The sequence below is a fragment of the Desulfosarcina sp. genome (assembly GCF_033791525.1).
Lineage (GTDB): Bacteria > Desulfobacterota > Desulfobacteria > Desulfobacterales > Desulfosarcinaceae > Desulfosarcina.
In genome coordinates this window covers 1-13,309 of record NZ_JASJGN010000285.1, presented here as the reverse complement: position 1 = coordinate 13,309, position 13,309 = coordinate 1, and the positions used below count along the sequence as shown (strand labels likewise).

Below are 13,309 nucleotides of genomic sequence, written 5' to 3'. Positions count from 1 at the left end.
GAGGGCAAACCGCTGGTGGCGGAATACATACCCAATACGATGCTCGGCATTGAATACCTGTGGGGCGGTCCGGTGCAGTTGGAAACCATGGAGGTGGCAGCGACGCCACAGACGCCAAGAATGCCCACCATGCCCGGGATCCCCATGCCGCAGACCGATGCAACCGAACCTCGGGAACTCAAATGGCAGCGGGTGCTATACACCATGCATGACCGAAAACTGAGCAGGAATGTTCTTTAAATCATACGATCGGCGCCCCACCATCCACCGGTCGGATAAGGCAGTATATGGACAACATCAATAAAGCCATGCAGCATATCGATACGGTTGCCGATGAGTCAAATCATCGCAGGCCCATCCCCTTTGAGGAATTTCTTCAAGTGGTGCTAGTCAACCCAGTCGGTACCATCCGGAACGTGTTCCAGGTCTTTCACGATCTGTTCAAAGCTTATGTCGGCGAAGGCGTCGATGAATATCCCAACGACCCCGAATCGATCCAATACGTGAGCTATGACTGCAGCAGGCTGTTCGTCGAAGGCGCAGATCACCCTTTTTTTGCGGACCGTCTTTTTGCCAACCGGTTGGTCAATCATGTTGAGGCGCTGAGAAGTGGTGCCCAGCAAAACAAAATTTATATTTTTGACGGCCCCCACGGCTGCGGCAAGAGCACCTTTTTGAACAATCTGTTGAAGCGTTTCGAAGAGTACGCCAATACGGTGGCAGGGACCCGTTACGAGACAGTGTGGCGCCTGGATCGCAGACAACTGGCCAGCGAAGGGGGCAACGACACTGCGTCCATTATAGAGAGTCTTTTCCGGATGCAGAAAAATCCGAACAAGAAGCAGTTCGATACCGTTCGAGATATGGCCCTGACCGATACGGATAACTATTTTGTGGAGGTTCCTTGTCCCTGCCATGACAATCCGCTGCTCCTGATCCCAAAATCCCGGCGGCGGCAATTTCTCGACGATCTGTTCGAAAACAATGAGTTTAAATACACCCTGTTTACCGACAAGGCCTATGAATGGATTTTTCACGAGGTTCCCTGCACGATTTGCGGGTCTCTTTACGAAGCGCTGCTGACCCGGTTGAAGAGCCCGGCAAAGGTGCTAGAAATGGTCCATGCCGTTCCATACCGATTCAATCGCCGACTGGGCAGGGGCATCAGCGTGTTCTCCCCCGGTGATCGTCCGGTCAAGGAGATCATTCAAACCAACGAATACCTTCAGCGGTTGATCAACCGGCTTTTTTCCGACAGTAATCAGGTCCGCTATATCTATTCCCGTTTCGCCAAAACCAACAACGGCATCTATGCCTTGATGGACATCAAATCCCATAACATCGAACGCCTGATCGAGCTTCACAACATTATCAGCGAAGGGCTGCACAAGGTCGAGGATATCGAGGAGAACGTCAACTCCCTGTTCCTGGCCCTGATGAATCCGGAAGACAAAAAGAACATCAAGGATTTCCAGTCTTTTTCCGACCGTATCGTATACATCAATATCCCGTATGTATTAGACTTGAACACGGAGGTCGAGATCTACCGCAACATCTTCGGGTCCTACATCGATGACACTTTCCTGCCCCGGGTGCTGCACAATTTTGCCCGGGTCATCATCTCTTCCCGGCTGAACCTTCGCTCCGAAGGCATGCTCGAGTGGATTCCAGAACCGGAGAAATACACCCGTTACTGTGACAAGAACCTTCAGTTGCTCAAGATCGAAATTTACACCGGGCACATACCCGAGTGGTTGTCCGAAGAAGACCGCAAAGCGCTCACCGCCAAACGCCGGCGTCGGATCATCGGTGAATCCGATAAAGAAGGTCGGCAGGGAATTTCAGGGCGCGATTCCATAAAAATCTTCAACGACTTTTTTACCACCTACGCCAAATCGGGCGAATTGATCGACATGTCCATGCTGTGCAAATTTTTCCACGGGCAGAAAGACTTGAAAGCTTCCATCCCGGAGGGTTTTTTAGACTCACTGCGGTCACTGTACGACTTTACCATTTTGCAGGAGGTGAAAGAGTCTCTATACTATTTCAACGAAGAGCAGATTCACAGGGAAATCCTTCACTATATGTTTGCCGTGAATTTCGAACCGGGCACCGTTGAAACCTGCAAGTTCACCGGCGAGAAGGTCCGCATCACCGACGAGCTGCTGGACAGGTTTGAACGGCGAATGCTGGGCGAAAAAATGGAAACGGTCAAGCTCTTGACTTTCAGAAAGGAAACCCAAAAGGAGTACACTTCCAGAACGCTCACTCAGGAGATCATGGTAAACGGCACCCCTCCCATGGAAACCCGCCTGTTCCAATCACTGAAAGAACGCTATGTGTTTAACTTGAAGGAAAAGGCGTTGGACCCCTTTCTGGAAAACGAAAACTTCCGGCGGGCGATCAAGGATTACGCCGAAGAGGATTTCAGGACCTATGACAAAAAAATCCGTGATGATGTTACGTTTCTCATGGACAACATCATGAAGCGCTACCGGTATACCGAACACGGTGCCAGGGCGGTTTGTATTTACGTCATCGACAATGATCTCGCCAGAAAATTCACAAAACCGTGACGGATCCAACTGCCTGTCATGAAACGGCCAGCCGCAACCTGAATATCCGTTTTTAATTCACAGAGGCTATCCGTGAGAGAAGACCACATACATTTCCAATCCGGCAAATGGGAAATGGAGGGGTTATACCAAACCGACCATCCCAAAAAGGGGGTGGTCATCACCCACCCCCACCCGCTCTACGGAGGTGACATGTATAACCCGGTGGTGGAAGCCATCGTCGCCGCTTATCAGAAAAGCGGATTTACCACGCTCCGGTTTAATTTCAGGGGCGCGGGAAAAAGCACCGGCACCTGCGATCAGGGAATCGGAGAACAGGCCGATGTGGCGAGTGCTTTAGATTTTATGGAAAGTGAAGGTCTCCAGGAAGTCCACCTGTCCGGGTACTCCTTCGGCGCCTGGGTCAATGCCATGGCCCTTCAGGGTGGTTTGGCGGTGCAGGGGATGACCATGGTCGCACCACCGGTGGCGTTCATCGATTTCGAGGATGGGATTCGGCTGCCGATGCTCTCGGTGGTGGTTGCGGGCAGCCGTGATGAAATTGCCCCACCGGTCCTGATCCGTCCGTTGATGGGCCAATGGAATCCCGATGCCCGCATCGATATCATCGAGGGTGCCGACCACTTATTTTTCGGCTTCCTTGACGAAGTAACCCACAGACTGGTCCAACGGATTCAGCCCTGCGAATAAAGGGTCCGGCGACACTGACATTCAGCGATTGCATGCTTGACATGAAACCCATTGTTGAATAAGCTTTTCCCAGTGACAGAGGTGTTGCGCAATGAACTTACAGCGATCGACATTTGCCCTTTGCCATATTCTTCCCATCTTTCCGCGCGCCATCCGCTTGCCGAACGATTGATCCCTCAACTGCTTTCCTGGATTCCGTGACGATTGTATTGATTCTTTCGCTTTCGCCAATGAATGGTTGTCATCGGGCTCCTTTGCCCTTGGCGTTAACCCACAACCAATAAGGAGGCGCCATGAAAGCCATGCATCAACTCATCGAAGAGCAGGTTCGTCGTTGGGAGATCCTTAGAAAGGAAAAGCAGAAGGACAAAATCTTGCCGGTGATCACCCTTTCCAGGGAACCTGGCAGTGGTGGCAAATTGGTGGCCAAGGCCGTGGCCGATAGGCTTGGTCTGGATCTTTTTCACCAGGAACTCATTAATGCCATGGCCGATAATGCGGACACCACCACCCGAGTCATTCGGACCCTGGATGAAAGGGGGTTGTCCATGATCGAAGACTGGGTGTCGGCCGCCATCAGCGAGCGGCACCTTTGGCCGGACGAGGTTTCCCGCGTGCTGATGCGGGTCATCGGCGCCATTGGTCGGCACGGAAAAGCCATCATCGTTGGTCGGGGCGCCAATTTTGTCCTACCGCCGGAAAACCGGTTCCGGATCCGGATCATCGCCCCTTTGGAACTGCGGGTGAGCCGTGTGGCCGAAACCTATAGTGTGTCTAAAAAGGAAGCCAAACGCCACGTGCTGCGCACCGAGTCCGATCGCCGGGCTTTTGTGAGAAAATATTTTCACAGTGACATCGGCGATCCGGCAAATTATGATGTGATCTTAAATACCGGGACCCTCTCCGTTGAATCGGCTGAAGCTGCCATATGCAGTGCGCTCGGTTGATCGGCGCAGGCGAAGTGGATAAAGCGAGCTTGAACTGGTTGATGCCGAAGCTGAAAAACCCGACGGTCAGCAAGGTCGTCAGGCGTCCGAAGCAATGCCGGGCAATCGGTCTTTCCTTGCCGAAGCGCTGGGGCACCAGCTGAACATCGCCGTATCGATTCAACCGGTCTTAAAAAACCCGCTGTCTTGTTCTCTTTTGGTTACCAATCCGTAAAGCTGGGACATCAGCATCCCCGTAAACATCAGAGAACACCCCACCATTCCCCTGCGTGACATCACTTCTCCCAAGATCAGCCATCCGCCCACGGCGGCGAACACTGCTTCGAGGCTGAGCAGAATGGCGGCATGGGCCGGGTGGGCGTGGCGTTGGGCCACCACCTGGAGGGTGTACGCCACCCCCACGGACAGGGCACCGCCATAGACGATGGGCAGGGCTGCGGCGGCAATGGCGGCAACGCTGGCGGTTTCGACGACCAGGGCCGTCATCAGACTGGCTGCGGCGCACACCATGAATTGAAGGAATGCCAGTTGCAGGGAATCGGTTTTAGGAGAAATCCAGCCGATCAGATGGATGTGGCAGGCCCAGAATATCGCCCCGATCAATTCCAACAGATCCCCGAAGGAGACGGTGAGGTCCTCGTTAACGCTGAGCAGGTACATGCCGGCGGCTGCCATCAATGCACCGCCCCACGTGCCCGCATTGGTGCGTTGGCCCCACAACAGCCCCATGATGGGGACGATCACCACATAAAGGCCGGTGATGAATCCCGCTTTACCGGCGGTGGTGTAAACGAGACCGACTTGTTGCAGGGAGGCGCCGGCGAAGATGGCCATTCCGGCCAGGCCGCCATATAAAACGAGGCGTCTGTTCCGGATCTGGCCGCTGCCGTCGGGTGCTTTGGGTTGATTGTTGCGGTTGCTGTAAATAAATGGAACCAGCACCATGGCGCCGAGGAAAAAGCGGATGCCGTTGAAGGTGAACGGTCCCACATGATCCATGCCCATGCGTTGGGCCACGAAGGCAAAACCCCAGATGACGGCGCTGAGCAGGAAGAGCAAATCGGATTTCAGGTGTTGGGGTTTCATTTATTAATGAACTCCTAAAGAGCCGCATTTGTGACGGGGTCGTAAGAAGCCCGAGATCGAGGCTTGTGAATCCCGAGAATACCGCTATCGCGGGTGCCGAAGGCAGCGGACTTATTGTACGCTGCAGTGACGAGGGATGAAGCGTAACGCAGATATCGGACTCCTTGCGACCCCGTCATCTACTGGTTCCCGAAGCCGTTCTGGCCGCCGCAATCCGGACACTGCCAGGTGATGCCGTTGCAGGACATGCCCCACACATTCTCCTGCATGCATTCCTGGCAGATCAGGAAGCCGCAGCGGCAGCTCCAGCAAAAGGGGACTTCTTTCGAGCAGCAGTGGCAGACTTTCGGTCCTTTCTGCCGTCGCCGGGACCGGCTGGCCACATGGGTTGCGGTATTGTTCATCGCTTATCGCTAACTATCTGAAGTCTTGTCGTTTAAGATCGTTAATGCTACTATGCGCACAACATGCCGAAACGACATTAACTAATGCAGGAGCACCTTCGTGTCAACGCAAATTGAGCTGGACCCGGAACAGGAAACCCCGACGCTGTACCTGATCGATGGCAGCGCCTACATTTACAGGGCCTACCATGCGGTGCGGGGGCTTTCCAACAGCAGCGGCCTGCACACCAATGCCACCTTCGGGTTTACCCGCATGCTGATCAAGCTGATGGCAGACCGTTCTCCCGCTTATGTGGCCATGTTTTTCGATGCCAAAGGCCCCACATTTCGCCATGATCGCTATGCGGAATACAAGGCCAACCGGCCGCCCATGCCCGATGACCTGGTCGAACAGCTGCCCTGGATCCGAAAGGTCACCGAGGCGTTCAACGTCCCTGTGTTCGAGATGCAGGGGTACGAGGCCGACGACCTCATCGGCACGCTGGCCCATCGTGCGGAGGAAAACGGATTTCACGTGGTCATGGTCACCGGGGATAAGGACTTTTTGCAACTGGTCACCGATCGCTGCACCATCTGGGATCCCATGAAAGACAAGGTCCTTGATCCCGCCGCCATCCGCGAGGCCTTCGACCTTCAGCCCCGGCAGATGATTGACGTGATGGGTCTGTCCGGTGACACGGCGGACAACATTCCCGGTGTTCCCGGCATCGGCCAGAAGACGGCCGTGGATCTGATCAAAACCTTCGGCAGCATGGATGCGGTCTACACCGGCATCGACACCATCACCAAGAAAAAGCAGAAGGAAAATCTGATTCAGTACAAAGCGCAGGCCCTGTTAAGCCGCGAACTGGTGACCATTGACCGGCGTGTGCCTGTCCAATTCGACCCGGACCGTTTGAAAACCCAGGTGCCCGACGACGAAGCGCTGACCCACCTCTTCGCAGAGCTCGAGTTCAGGCAGCTGCAGCAGGAATATGCCTCGCGAGACCAATCGGTCGAGCGGCGCTACCGGGCCATCATGAGCACGGATGACCTGGATAACCTGGTGCACCGCCTGGAAGGCGCCAAACGGTTTGCGTTAGATACGGAAACCACTGCGATAGATCCCATGCAGGCGCGATTGGTGGGCCTATCCTTTTGCCTGAGCCCGGGTGAGGCCTGTTACATTCCGGTGGGCCACAACTACCTGGGCGCGCCCGAGCAGCTGTCTCTGGAGATGGTGCTGGAACGACTGCGGCCGGTGCTGGCCAACCCGGACGTCGAAAAAATCGGCCAGAACATCAAATATGACTGGATGGTGTTGCGCCGCCACGGCGTAGACCTGGCCGGTGTCAATTTCGACACCATGGTGGCTTCCTACCTGATCGATCCCGGCAAGCGGGCCCACGGTCTGGACCAGATCGCCCTTGACTACCTGGGCCACAAAAATATCACCTACGCCGAGGTGGCGGGAAAGGGGAAGGCTGCCGTCACCTTCGACCAGGTGATCCTGGAAAAGGCCATCCCTTATGCCTGCGAGGATGCCGACATTACCCTGGCCGCCCACGATGTATTCGTTCCCCTGCTGAAAGAAAATGGGCTGACTGATCTGATGAAACAGGTGGAGATGCCCCTGCTGCCGGTGCTGCTGGAGATGGAGATGACCGGCGTCTGTGTGGACCGGGACCGGCTGCGTGATCTGTCAAAATCCTTTGCCGGGCAGCTGGACATTCTCGAACAGCAGATTCACGACCTTGCCGGTGAAGCGTTCAATATCAATTCATCACAGCAACTGGGACGGATCCTGTTTGAAAAACTGAACCTGCCGGTCCAGAAAAAAACCAAGAAAAAGACCGGGTACTCTACCGACGTGGAGGTGCTTACGACGCTGGCCCGCAGCCATGATTTGCCGGCACTGGTGCTGCGCCACCGGACCCTGGCCAAACTCAAGTCCACCTATGCCGATGCCCTGCTGGAATTGATTCACCCGCAAACCGGACGCATCCACACCTCTTTCAACCAGGCCGTGGCGGCCACCGGTCGGCTGAGCAGCAGCGACCCCAACCTGCAGAATATTCCCATCCGTACGGAAGAGGGCCGGGAAATTCGAAAGGCCTTCGTACCCCGGGAGGGCTGGCATTTCCTTTCGGCTGATTACTCCCAGATCGAGTTGCGCATTCTGGCCCACTGTTCCGAGGATCCGATCCTTATCCAGGCCTTTAAAGATGACGAGGACATTCATACCCGGACGGCCACCGAGGTTTTTCAGGTTTTCCCCCAGATGATCAACGACGAGCTGCGGCGGCAGGCCAAGGCCATCAACTTCGGCATCATTTACGGTATGAGTGCCTTCGGGCTGGCCCGGGAGCTGGAGATCAGCAACAAGATGGCCCAGACGTATATCGACCATTATTTTGCCCGCTACCAGGGCGTCAAGGCCTTCATCGACAAGACTATCGAGATGGCGCACGACACCCGTCAAACCAGCACGCTGCTGGGCCGTATCCGGCAGCTTCCGGACATCGCCAGCACCAACCGCAACGTGCGCCAGTTTGCCGAGCGAACTGCCATCAACACCCCCATCCAAGGCACCGCTGCGGATCTGATTAAACTGGCCATGATCGGCGTTGACCGGGCACTTCGCAAAAAGCGGATGAAAACCGCCATGCTGCTCTCCGTGCATGATGAAATGATCTTCGAGGTGCCGCCGGATGAGCTCGACGAAGCAAAAGCCTTGGTTCGGCAGGAGATGGAGACGGTGTGGGATCTGGCCGTTCCCTTGAAAGTCAACATGGCCTGCGGACAGAATTGGGCCGAGGCCCACTGAGTGCACGGCGGCATAAAATCGATGCCAGAGTCAATCTTACCGCTGAGCACGCGGAGGACGCAGAGAAATGATAGCGGGTTAGGAATAGAGTTACGCACTCACGGTTTACAGTAATCGGTTCACGGTCATTAAAAAGAACAAAAGAGGGATGACATGAAAAAATCGACCTGGATTATATCAACGATGTTGATCGCAATATTCTTCTTCGGTTGTGCCACCCCGCGCATCACCCTGTTTTCCGATGCCTCCGATCCGCTGCGGGAGATAACGCTGGACGGAACGGGGGATGATAAGATCCTGGTGGTTCCGATTTCCGGCGTCATCACCGACTCCTCAAAAAGCAGTGTCATGCGGACGATGCCCGGCGTGGTTCAGGAGGTCGTCTCCCATCTGCGGCTGGCTGAAAAGGATGACCGTGTCAAGGCCGTGCTGTTTAAGATCGATACCCCCGGCGGCACCACAACGGCCAGCGATATCCTCTATCATGAGATTGTTGCTTTCAAACAGCGCACCGGCAAGAAGGTCGTGGTTTGCATGATGAACCTGGCCACTTCCGGGGGCTACTACGTCTCCCTGCCGGCCGATGTGATCATGGCCCATCCCACCACCGTTACCGGGTCGATCGGTGTGATTCTGATGCGTCCCCAGGTGACGGGGCTCATGGAAAAGATCGGCGTGGACGTGCGCGTCAACAAATCCGGTGAGAATAAGGACATGGGGTCGCCGTTCCGCCCCGTCACACCAGTGGAGGAGAAGATGCTGCAGGACTTGGCCGATAGATTGGGCCGGCGGTTCGTTGATCTGGTGAAGCAGCACCGGGGACTGGACGAAGAACGCCTGGCCACCGTTGCCGACGCCCGGGTTTTTCTGGCTGACGCCGCCGTCGCCGTGGGTCTGGTGGACAAGATCGGCTATCTGCAGGACGCCATCGCCGAGGCCAGGAAACTCGCTGCGCTCGATGCCGATGCCCGGGTGGTGGTATACCGGCGGACCCACTATCCCAACGACAACCTATACAACACCCTCACCAGCGGTACCCGGGCCAACCCGACGCCGATGGTGGACCTGGGGCCAATCGGTGGTCTGCTCTCCCTTGATGCCGGCTTTTACTACCTCTGGCCCCATGCGCTGGGTTCACCCTGATTATTGTTACCGCTTCCTGATCAGCGTCCGATAACCCATTTGCCGAGGAGGCTGTCTTTCAGGACGCCTCCCCGGCTTTTTCATCCGCTGTTTCCGGATCTGCCGACAGTCTCACGGTTTCATCCACCGCCCGGTAGATGGTCTTGAAGACCTCAGGAAATCCCGTGGGTGAAATCCGTCCCGTTTCAATGAACTTGACCACGATCTCCTTGGTGGCCCGAAGGATCTGCTCGTCTTGGCTTGTTTTTCTCATCAGCTTCCGCCTTTATGGATCATATTATTAAATATATTGAACTGTTAACAGGAAGTCAGCCGTAAGTCAACTGCGGCCTGCGCGCAGACCAGGCCTCTGCTTGAAGCGCAAGAGGCCACAGAACGTTTGACACGGTTTCCGCCATCCTTTAATAAGTAGCCCCAACAGAAACCGATTGGAGAAGCCCATGAAATCCTATGATCACACCGTCCGCTACACCGTGGACAAGCCGGACATCGTTACCACCGATGTGCTTGATCCCATCGATTATCATTACAAAGGCAAACGGGATATCGTCATCACCATTTCTCAGCCGGAATTCACCTCGGTTTGTCCCATGACCGGCCTACCGGATTTCGGCACCATCAATATCCGCTATACGCCGGACAATTGTATTGTCGAACTGAAGTCATTGAAATACTATCTGCTGCAATTTCGAAACGTTGGCATGTTTTACGAGCACGTGTCCAACCGGATCCTCGACGATCTGGTGCAGGTGCTTAAACCCAAGATGATGGAAGTGACCGGGCAGTTCACATCAAGGGGTGGTTTGACCGCTACCGTTTGTGCCCGATACGAGGCAACGTCATGATTGATTTTGCTGGCCCGAAAAAAACCGGATTGGTGTTGTCGCTGCTGGCGGCGTTTTTGCTTTCCGGATGCGGCGTGTCGTCGTCTTACCGATCCGCGAAACAAAAAACCATTCGCGACTTTTCCGACAGCGATAAATACCGGAAGGTGGTGGGTGTTCTGGTGCTTGCCAATGCCACCTTGTTCAACAGTCCACAAGTGGCGTCACCGTTTATGGACGCATTCATATCCAGCCTGGAATCGAATGCCTCCGATGCATTACTGATGGTGCCGGGAAAAGCCGACGTTCCTCCATTTTTGTGGAACCCGCCGCGGATCGCCAACAGCGACATCGATGTGTTCACCCTGTCAGGGCTCGCCCGGCAGGCGGGCATCAACGCCGTGGTGAGTCCCGTGCTTATGGATATTCGACTGCGTACCCGGAAGACGGGCTTCTGGTTTTTCAAGGATGTCGCCTACAGCCTTCAGCTTCAGACTGCGGCAGCGGTTTATGATGCGGCGACGGGGGCTCGTTTGGCCCTGGGAATCCTAACCGATGAAGTCGATATCGACGAGGATCAGGCCGGCATCGTCCGCAGCGGCCAGGAAGCAGAGGTGGACGATCTGGTTGAATTGGCCGAAGAGATGGGCGACGCACTTGGCGAGGGTATGGGCGATGCGATCAAAAACAGCCAGTGGACGTCTGCCGTGGTTTCCATCGAGGGCCGGTCTTGCGTCATTACGGCTGGAAGCGAGGTGGGCATTGAGGTGGGGGATGGGTTCAGCGTGCTGGATGGCAGCGCTATTTTGACCGGCCTGGATGGGCAGCGTTACATCGCACCGGGACCGAAAATCGGCGAAATCACCATTAGCCGGGTGTCGCCCCGGCAATCTTTCGGCGAACCCGAATCCGGAGAAATACCGCCGGCCGGCAGCATTTTGGTCCCTTAGCGGTAGACTGAGTTGTTGGTCTCTGGTCTATCGTTTGTGGTTCTCGATTCTCCGGCCTCCGGCTTCAGATCTCAGTTTTCTGACCAGGCCGAAATTGACTCTGCGTATTGACGGATCAGGTCCGTGGCCTCCTTTTCTGAAGCGATATACCGGACGGCGTTGCGGAACTGTCCGGCGTTTCGCATGCCTTTCACGAACCAGCACAGCCGGCTGCGCATCATTCGGCAAGCCACTTTTTCCCCCAGATAGCGCACTGAATCCTGCAGGTAAGCCGTCATCATAAGGATGCGCTGACTATCGTTCGGCAACGCTGGCGGCCGCCCGTTGGCCGCCGCCAGCATCCCGGCAAAGATCATGGGGTTGCCGATGGCGGCCCGTCCCACCATCACCCCGTCACAGCCGGTTTCTGCCAACATGCGCAGTGCGTCCGCCGGTGCGGTTACATCCCCGTTGCCGATTACCGGAATGGTCAGGGCGCGTTTAACCGAGGAGATGATGGACCAGTTTGCCTCGCCCCGAAAGCCCTGGGTGGCCGTTCGCGGGTGAACGGCGATGGCATCCACTCCGCAGCCCTCGGCCAGCCGGGCGATCTCAATGGCCTGTTTCCCGGACGGCTCCCAGCCGGATCGGATCTTGATGGTCAGGGGAATGGAAATCGCCTTTCGAACCGAATCGAGTATTCGGCACGCCAGCGGCGGGTCCTTCATCAAGGCCGACCCCGAGTTGCTTTTCAAGATCTTTTTAACTGAGCAGCCGAAATTGATGTCCACGACATCGGCACCGGAATCCTGGACAATTCGGGCTGCTTCGGCCATGATTGGTGGATTCGAACCGAAAAGCTGCACCGACAGGGGCTTTTCCTCTGGAGCGCTTGCCAGCAGTTGCACCGTTTTGTCCGAGCCGTACACCAACCCGTTGGCGCTGATCATTTCCGAGCAGACCAGGCCACAGCCGGCTTTTTTGGCCAGCAGCCGCAGGGGTAGGTTGGTGATGCCGGCCAGCGGTGCCAGCACGGTGAAATTATCTGTTTTAACGGACCCTATTTTCATTGATGGCACCTCCGGTCGCAGGAGGGGTTGGCATAACAGAACAGGCAGTTGTGGTGGCAGGGGTGAAGGCTGTAGGATCCCACATCCACGGAAACGCTACACCCGCACCCCGATGTTTTGCGTTGGCCGGAATCGTGACGTTGGGACACCTTGCCACCATGAACCGCCATGATCCGTCGGCCTGAAATGCACGCCCCTGCGTTGATGGTGGATTCCGCAGGAAGCCGGGCGAGCACCTTGTTTTCACAACACAGAGCCAGGCCAATGCCTAATGGAGACAGGACCTTTTCCATGTTCAGCAGAATTTTTACCTGTTCGGTCGGTGACGGTTCGACAAAGCGCAGCCTGTCCCGGGTTCGTCGCTCAATTTTTCGATAGTGGTCCATGAAGCTGGTGGTGCAGGTGCCGATACCGCATTCGCCTGCTGCTGCTGCAATGGTTTCAAAATCATCGAGATTGTTCTCGATGGCTCCTGCTTGCGTGGTGAAGTGGCAGATGGGGTCAAAGCGCCACTGGACCGACGCGCTTCCGAACCGGTGGCAAATCTGCCGGAGTTGGCCAAGCCGTTCATCCAGGGCCGGCACGCCCGGCTCCAGTATCGGCGACCGTGAATTGACGGTGAAGTTGAAAAACAGGTGGTAGCCCATTGCCTGGAGGCGCTCTCCGTAGCGGCCGGCCAGATAAGGACCGAAATTTTTGGACCAGAACACCATGGTGTGAACCCGGTCCGGCGATACGGCTACCTGCTTGACCTGCCGGTTGAAGGGATTGATCACATCGATGACTCCCCGGGCCACCCGGTCCATAAACCAGGCCATATAGAAGGCGGGAATG

12 protein-coding genes and 1 pseudogene are annotated in these 13,309 nt (G+C 55.8%); 8 read left to right on the top strand and 5 right to left on the bottom strand.

Annotated elements, in window-relative coordinates; all coding sequences use genetic code 11:
* The 4 genes and pseudogenes from QNK41_RS14200 to QNK41_RS14185 all read left to right on the top strand — a co-directional run.
* Positions 1-240 (top strand): annotated as a pseudogene (locus tag QNK41_RS14200) (SpoVR family protein); the annotation flags it as partial.
* Between the two features lie 47 nt (positions 241-287).
* Positions 288-2,576, top strand: coding sequence for a serine protein kinase PrkA (locus QNK41_RS14195; protein ID WP_319258049.1), 2,289 nt, complete (start codon positions 288-290; stop codon positions 2,574-2,576).
* A 72-nt stretch (positions 2,577-2,648) separates the two neighbouring features.
* Positions 2,649-3,266 carry an alpha/beta hydrolase gene (locus QNK41_RS14190; RefSeq protein WP_319258047.1) on the top strand — a complete coding sequence of 206 codons (618 nt, stop codon included), beginning with the start codon at positions 2,649-2,651 and terminating at the stop codon, positions 3,264-3,266.
* 293 nt (positions 3,267-3,559) lie between these two features.
* The gene (locus QNK41_RS14185) at positions 3,560-4,213 is read left to right on the top strand and encodes a cytidylate kinase-like family protein (RefSeq protein ID WP_319258046.1); all 654 of its coding nucleotides are present in this window, start codon (positions 3,560-3,562) and stop codon (positions 4,211-4,213) included.
* A gap of 159 nt (positions 4,214-4,372) precedes the next feature.
* Here the strand turns inward: QNK41_RS14185 and QNK41_RS14180 are convergent, their stop codons facing one another.
* Positions 4,373-5,299: a DMT family transporter gene (locus QNK41_RS14180; protein ID WP_319258044.1), complete on the bottom strand. Its 927-nt coding sequence runs from the start codon at positions 5,297-5,299 to the stop codon at positions 4,373-4,375.
* Between the two features lie 179 nt (positions 5,300-5,478).
* Complete coding sequence (locus QNK41_RS14175; RefSeq protein ID WP_319258042.1) at positions 5,479-5,703, bottom strand: hypothetical protein; 225 nt, start codon at positions 5,701-5,703, stop codon at positions 5,479-5,481.
* A 100-nt stretch (positions 5,704-5,803) separates the two neighbouring features.
* Between QNK41_RS14175 and polA the strand changes: the two genes are divergently transcribed.
* Together polA and sppA are read left to right on the top strand one after the other, a co-directional pair.
* Entirely contained in the window at positions 5,804-8,509 is a 2,706-nt protein-coding gene (polA, locus tag QNK41_RS14170; RefSeq protein ID WP_319258040.1) for a DNA polymerase I, read from the top strand.
* A 153-nt stretch (positions 8,510-8,662) separates the two neighbouring features.
* Complete coding sequence (sppA, locus tag QNK41_RS14165; protein ID WP_319258038.1) at positions 8,663-9,652, top strand: signal peptide peptidase SppA; 990 nt, start codon at positions 8,663-8,665, stop codon at positions 9,650-9,652.
* 58 nt (positions 9,653-9,710) lie between these two features.
* Here the strand turns inward: sppA and QNK41_RS14160 are convergent, their stop codons facing one another.
* The gene (locus QNK41_RS14160) at positions 9,711-9,905 is read right to left on the bottom strand and encodes a hypothetical protein (RefSeq protein WP_319258036.1); all 195 of its coding nucleotides are present in this window, start codon (positions 9,903-9,905) and stop codon (positions 9,711-9,713) included.
* 187 nt (positions 9,906-10,092) lie between these two features.
* Here QNK41_RS14160 and queF point away from each other — a divergent pair, with 187 nt between their 5' ends.
* Together queF and QNK41_RS14150 are read left to right on the top strand one after the other, a co-directional pair.
* Positions 10,093-10,497 carry a preQ(1) synthase gene (gene queF, locus QNK41_RS14155; RefSeq protein ID WP_319258034.1) on the top strand — a complete coding sequence of 135 codons (405 nt, stop codon included), beginning with the start codon at positions 10,093-10,095 and terminating at the stop codon, positions 10,495-10,497.
* Positions 10,494-11,426 (top strand): hypothetical protein, encoded by a 933-nt coding sequence (locus QNK41_RS14150; RefSeq protein WP_319258032.1) that lies wholly within the window; start codon positions 10,494-10,496, stop codon positions 11,424-11,426. The genes queF and QNK41_RS14150 overlap by 4 nt, the downstream gene beginning before the upstream one ends.
* A gap of 71 nt (positions 11,427-11,497) precedes the next feature.
* Here the strand turns inward: QNK41_RS14150 and dusB are convergent, their stop codons facing one another.
* Both dusB and QNK41_RS14140 read right to left on the bottom strand, forming a co-directional pair.
* Positions 11,498-12,475, bottom strand: coding sequence for a tRNA dihydrouridine synthase DusB (gene dusB / locus QNK41_RS14145; protein WP_319258030.1), 978 nt, complete (start codon positions 12,473-12,475; stop codon positions 11,498-11,500).
* On the bottom strand, positions 12,472-13,309 hold an 838-nt coding region (locus tag QNK41_RS14140; protein ID WP_319258028.1), incomplete at its 5' end, for a DUF1848 family protein. The genes dusB and QNK41_RS14140, both read right to left, overlap by 4 nt.

What these genes read in the sequence shown, in the direction of transcription:
- QNK41_RS14195 (WP_319258049.1), top strand. Translation starts at nt 288, where the DNA reads ATGGACAACATCAATAAAGCCATGCAGCATATCGATACGGTTGCCGAT.
- QNK41_RS14185 (WP_319258046.1), top strand. Translation starts at nt 3,560, where the DNA reads ATGAAAGCCATGCATCAACTCATCGAAGAGCAGGTTCGTCGTTGGGAG.
- QNK41_RS14180 (WP_319258044.1), bottom strand. Translation starts at nt 5,299, where the DNA reads ATGAAACCCCAACACCTGAAATCCGATTTGCTCTTCCTGCTCAGCGCC.
- QNK41_RS14175 (WP_319258042.1), bottom strand. Translation starts at nt 5,703, where the DNA reads ATGAACAATACCGCAACCCATGTGGCCAGCCGGTCCCGGCGACGGCAG.
- sppA (WP_319258038.1), top strand. Translation starts at nt 8,663, where the DNA reads ATGAAAAAATCGACCTGGATTATATCAACGATGTTGATCGCAATATTC.
- QNK41_RS14160 (WP_319258036.1), bottom strand. Translation starts at nt 9,905, where the DNA reads ATGAGAAAAACAAGCCAAGACGAGCAGATCCTTCGGGCCACCAAGGAG.
- queF (WP_319258034.1), top strand. Translation starts at nt 10,093, where the DNA reads ATGAAATCCTATGATCACACCGTCCGCTACACCGTGGACAAGCCGGAC.
- QNK41_RS14150 (WP_319258032.1), top strand. Translation starts at nt 10,494, where the DNA reads ATGATTGATTTTGCTGGCCCGAAAAAAACCGGATTGGTGTTGTCGCTG.
- dusB (WP_319258030.1), bottom strand. Translation starts at nt 12,475, where the DNA reads ATGAAAATAGGGTCCGTTAAAACAGATAATTTCACCGTGCTGGCACCG.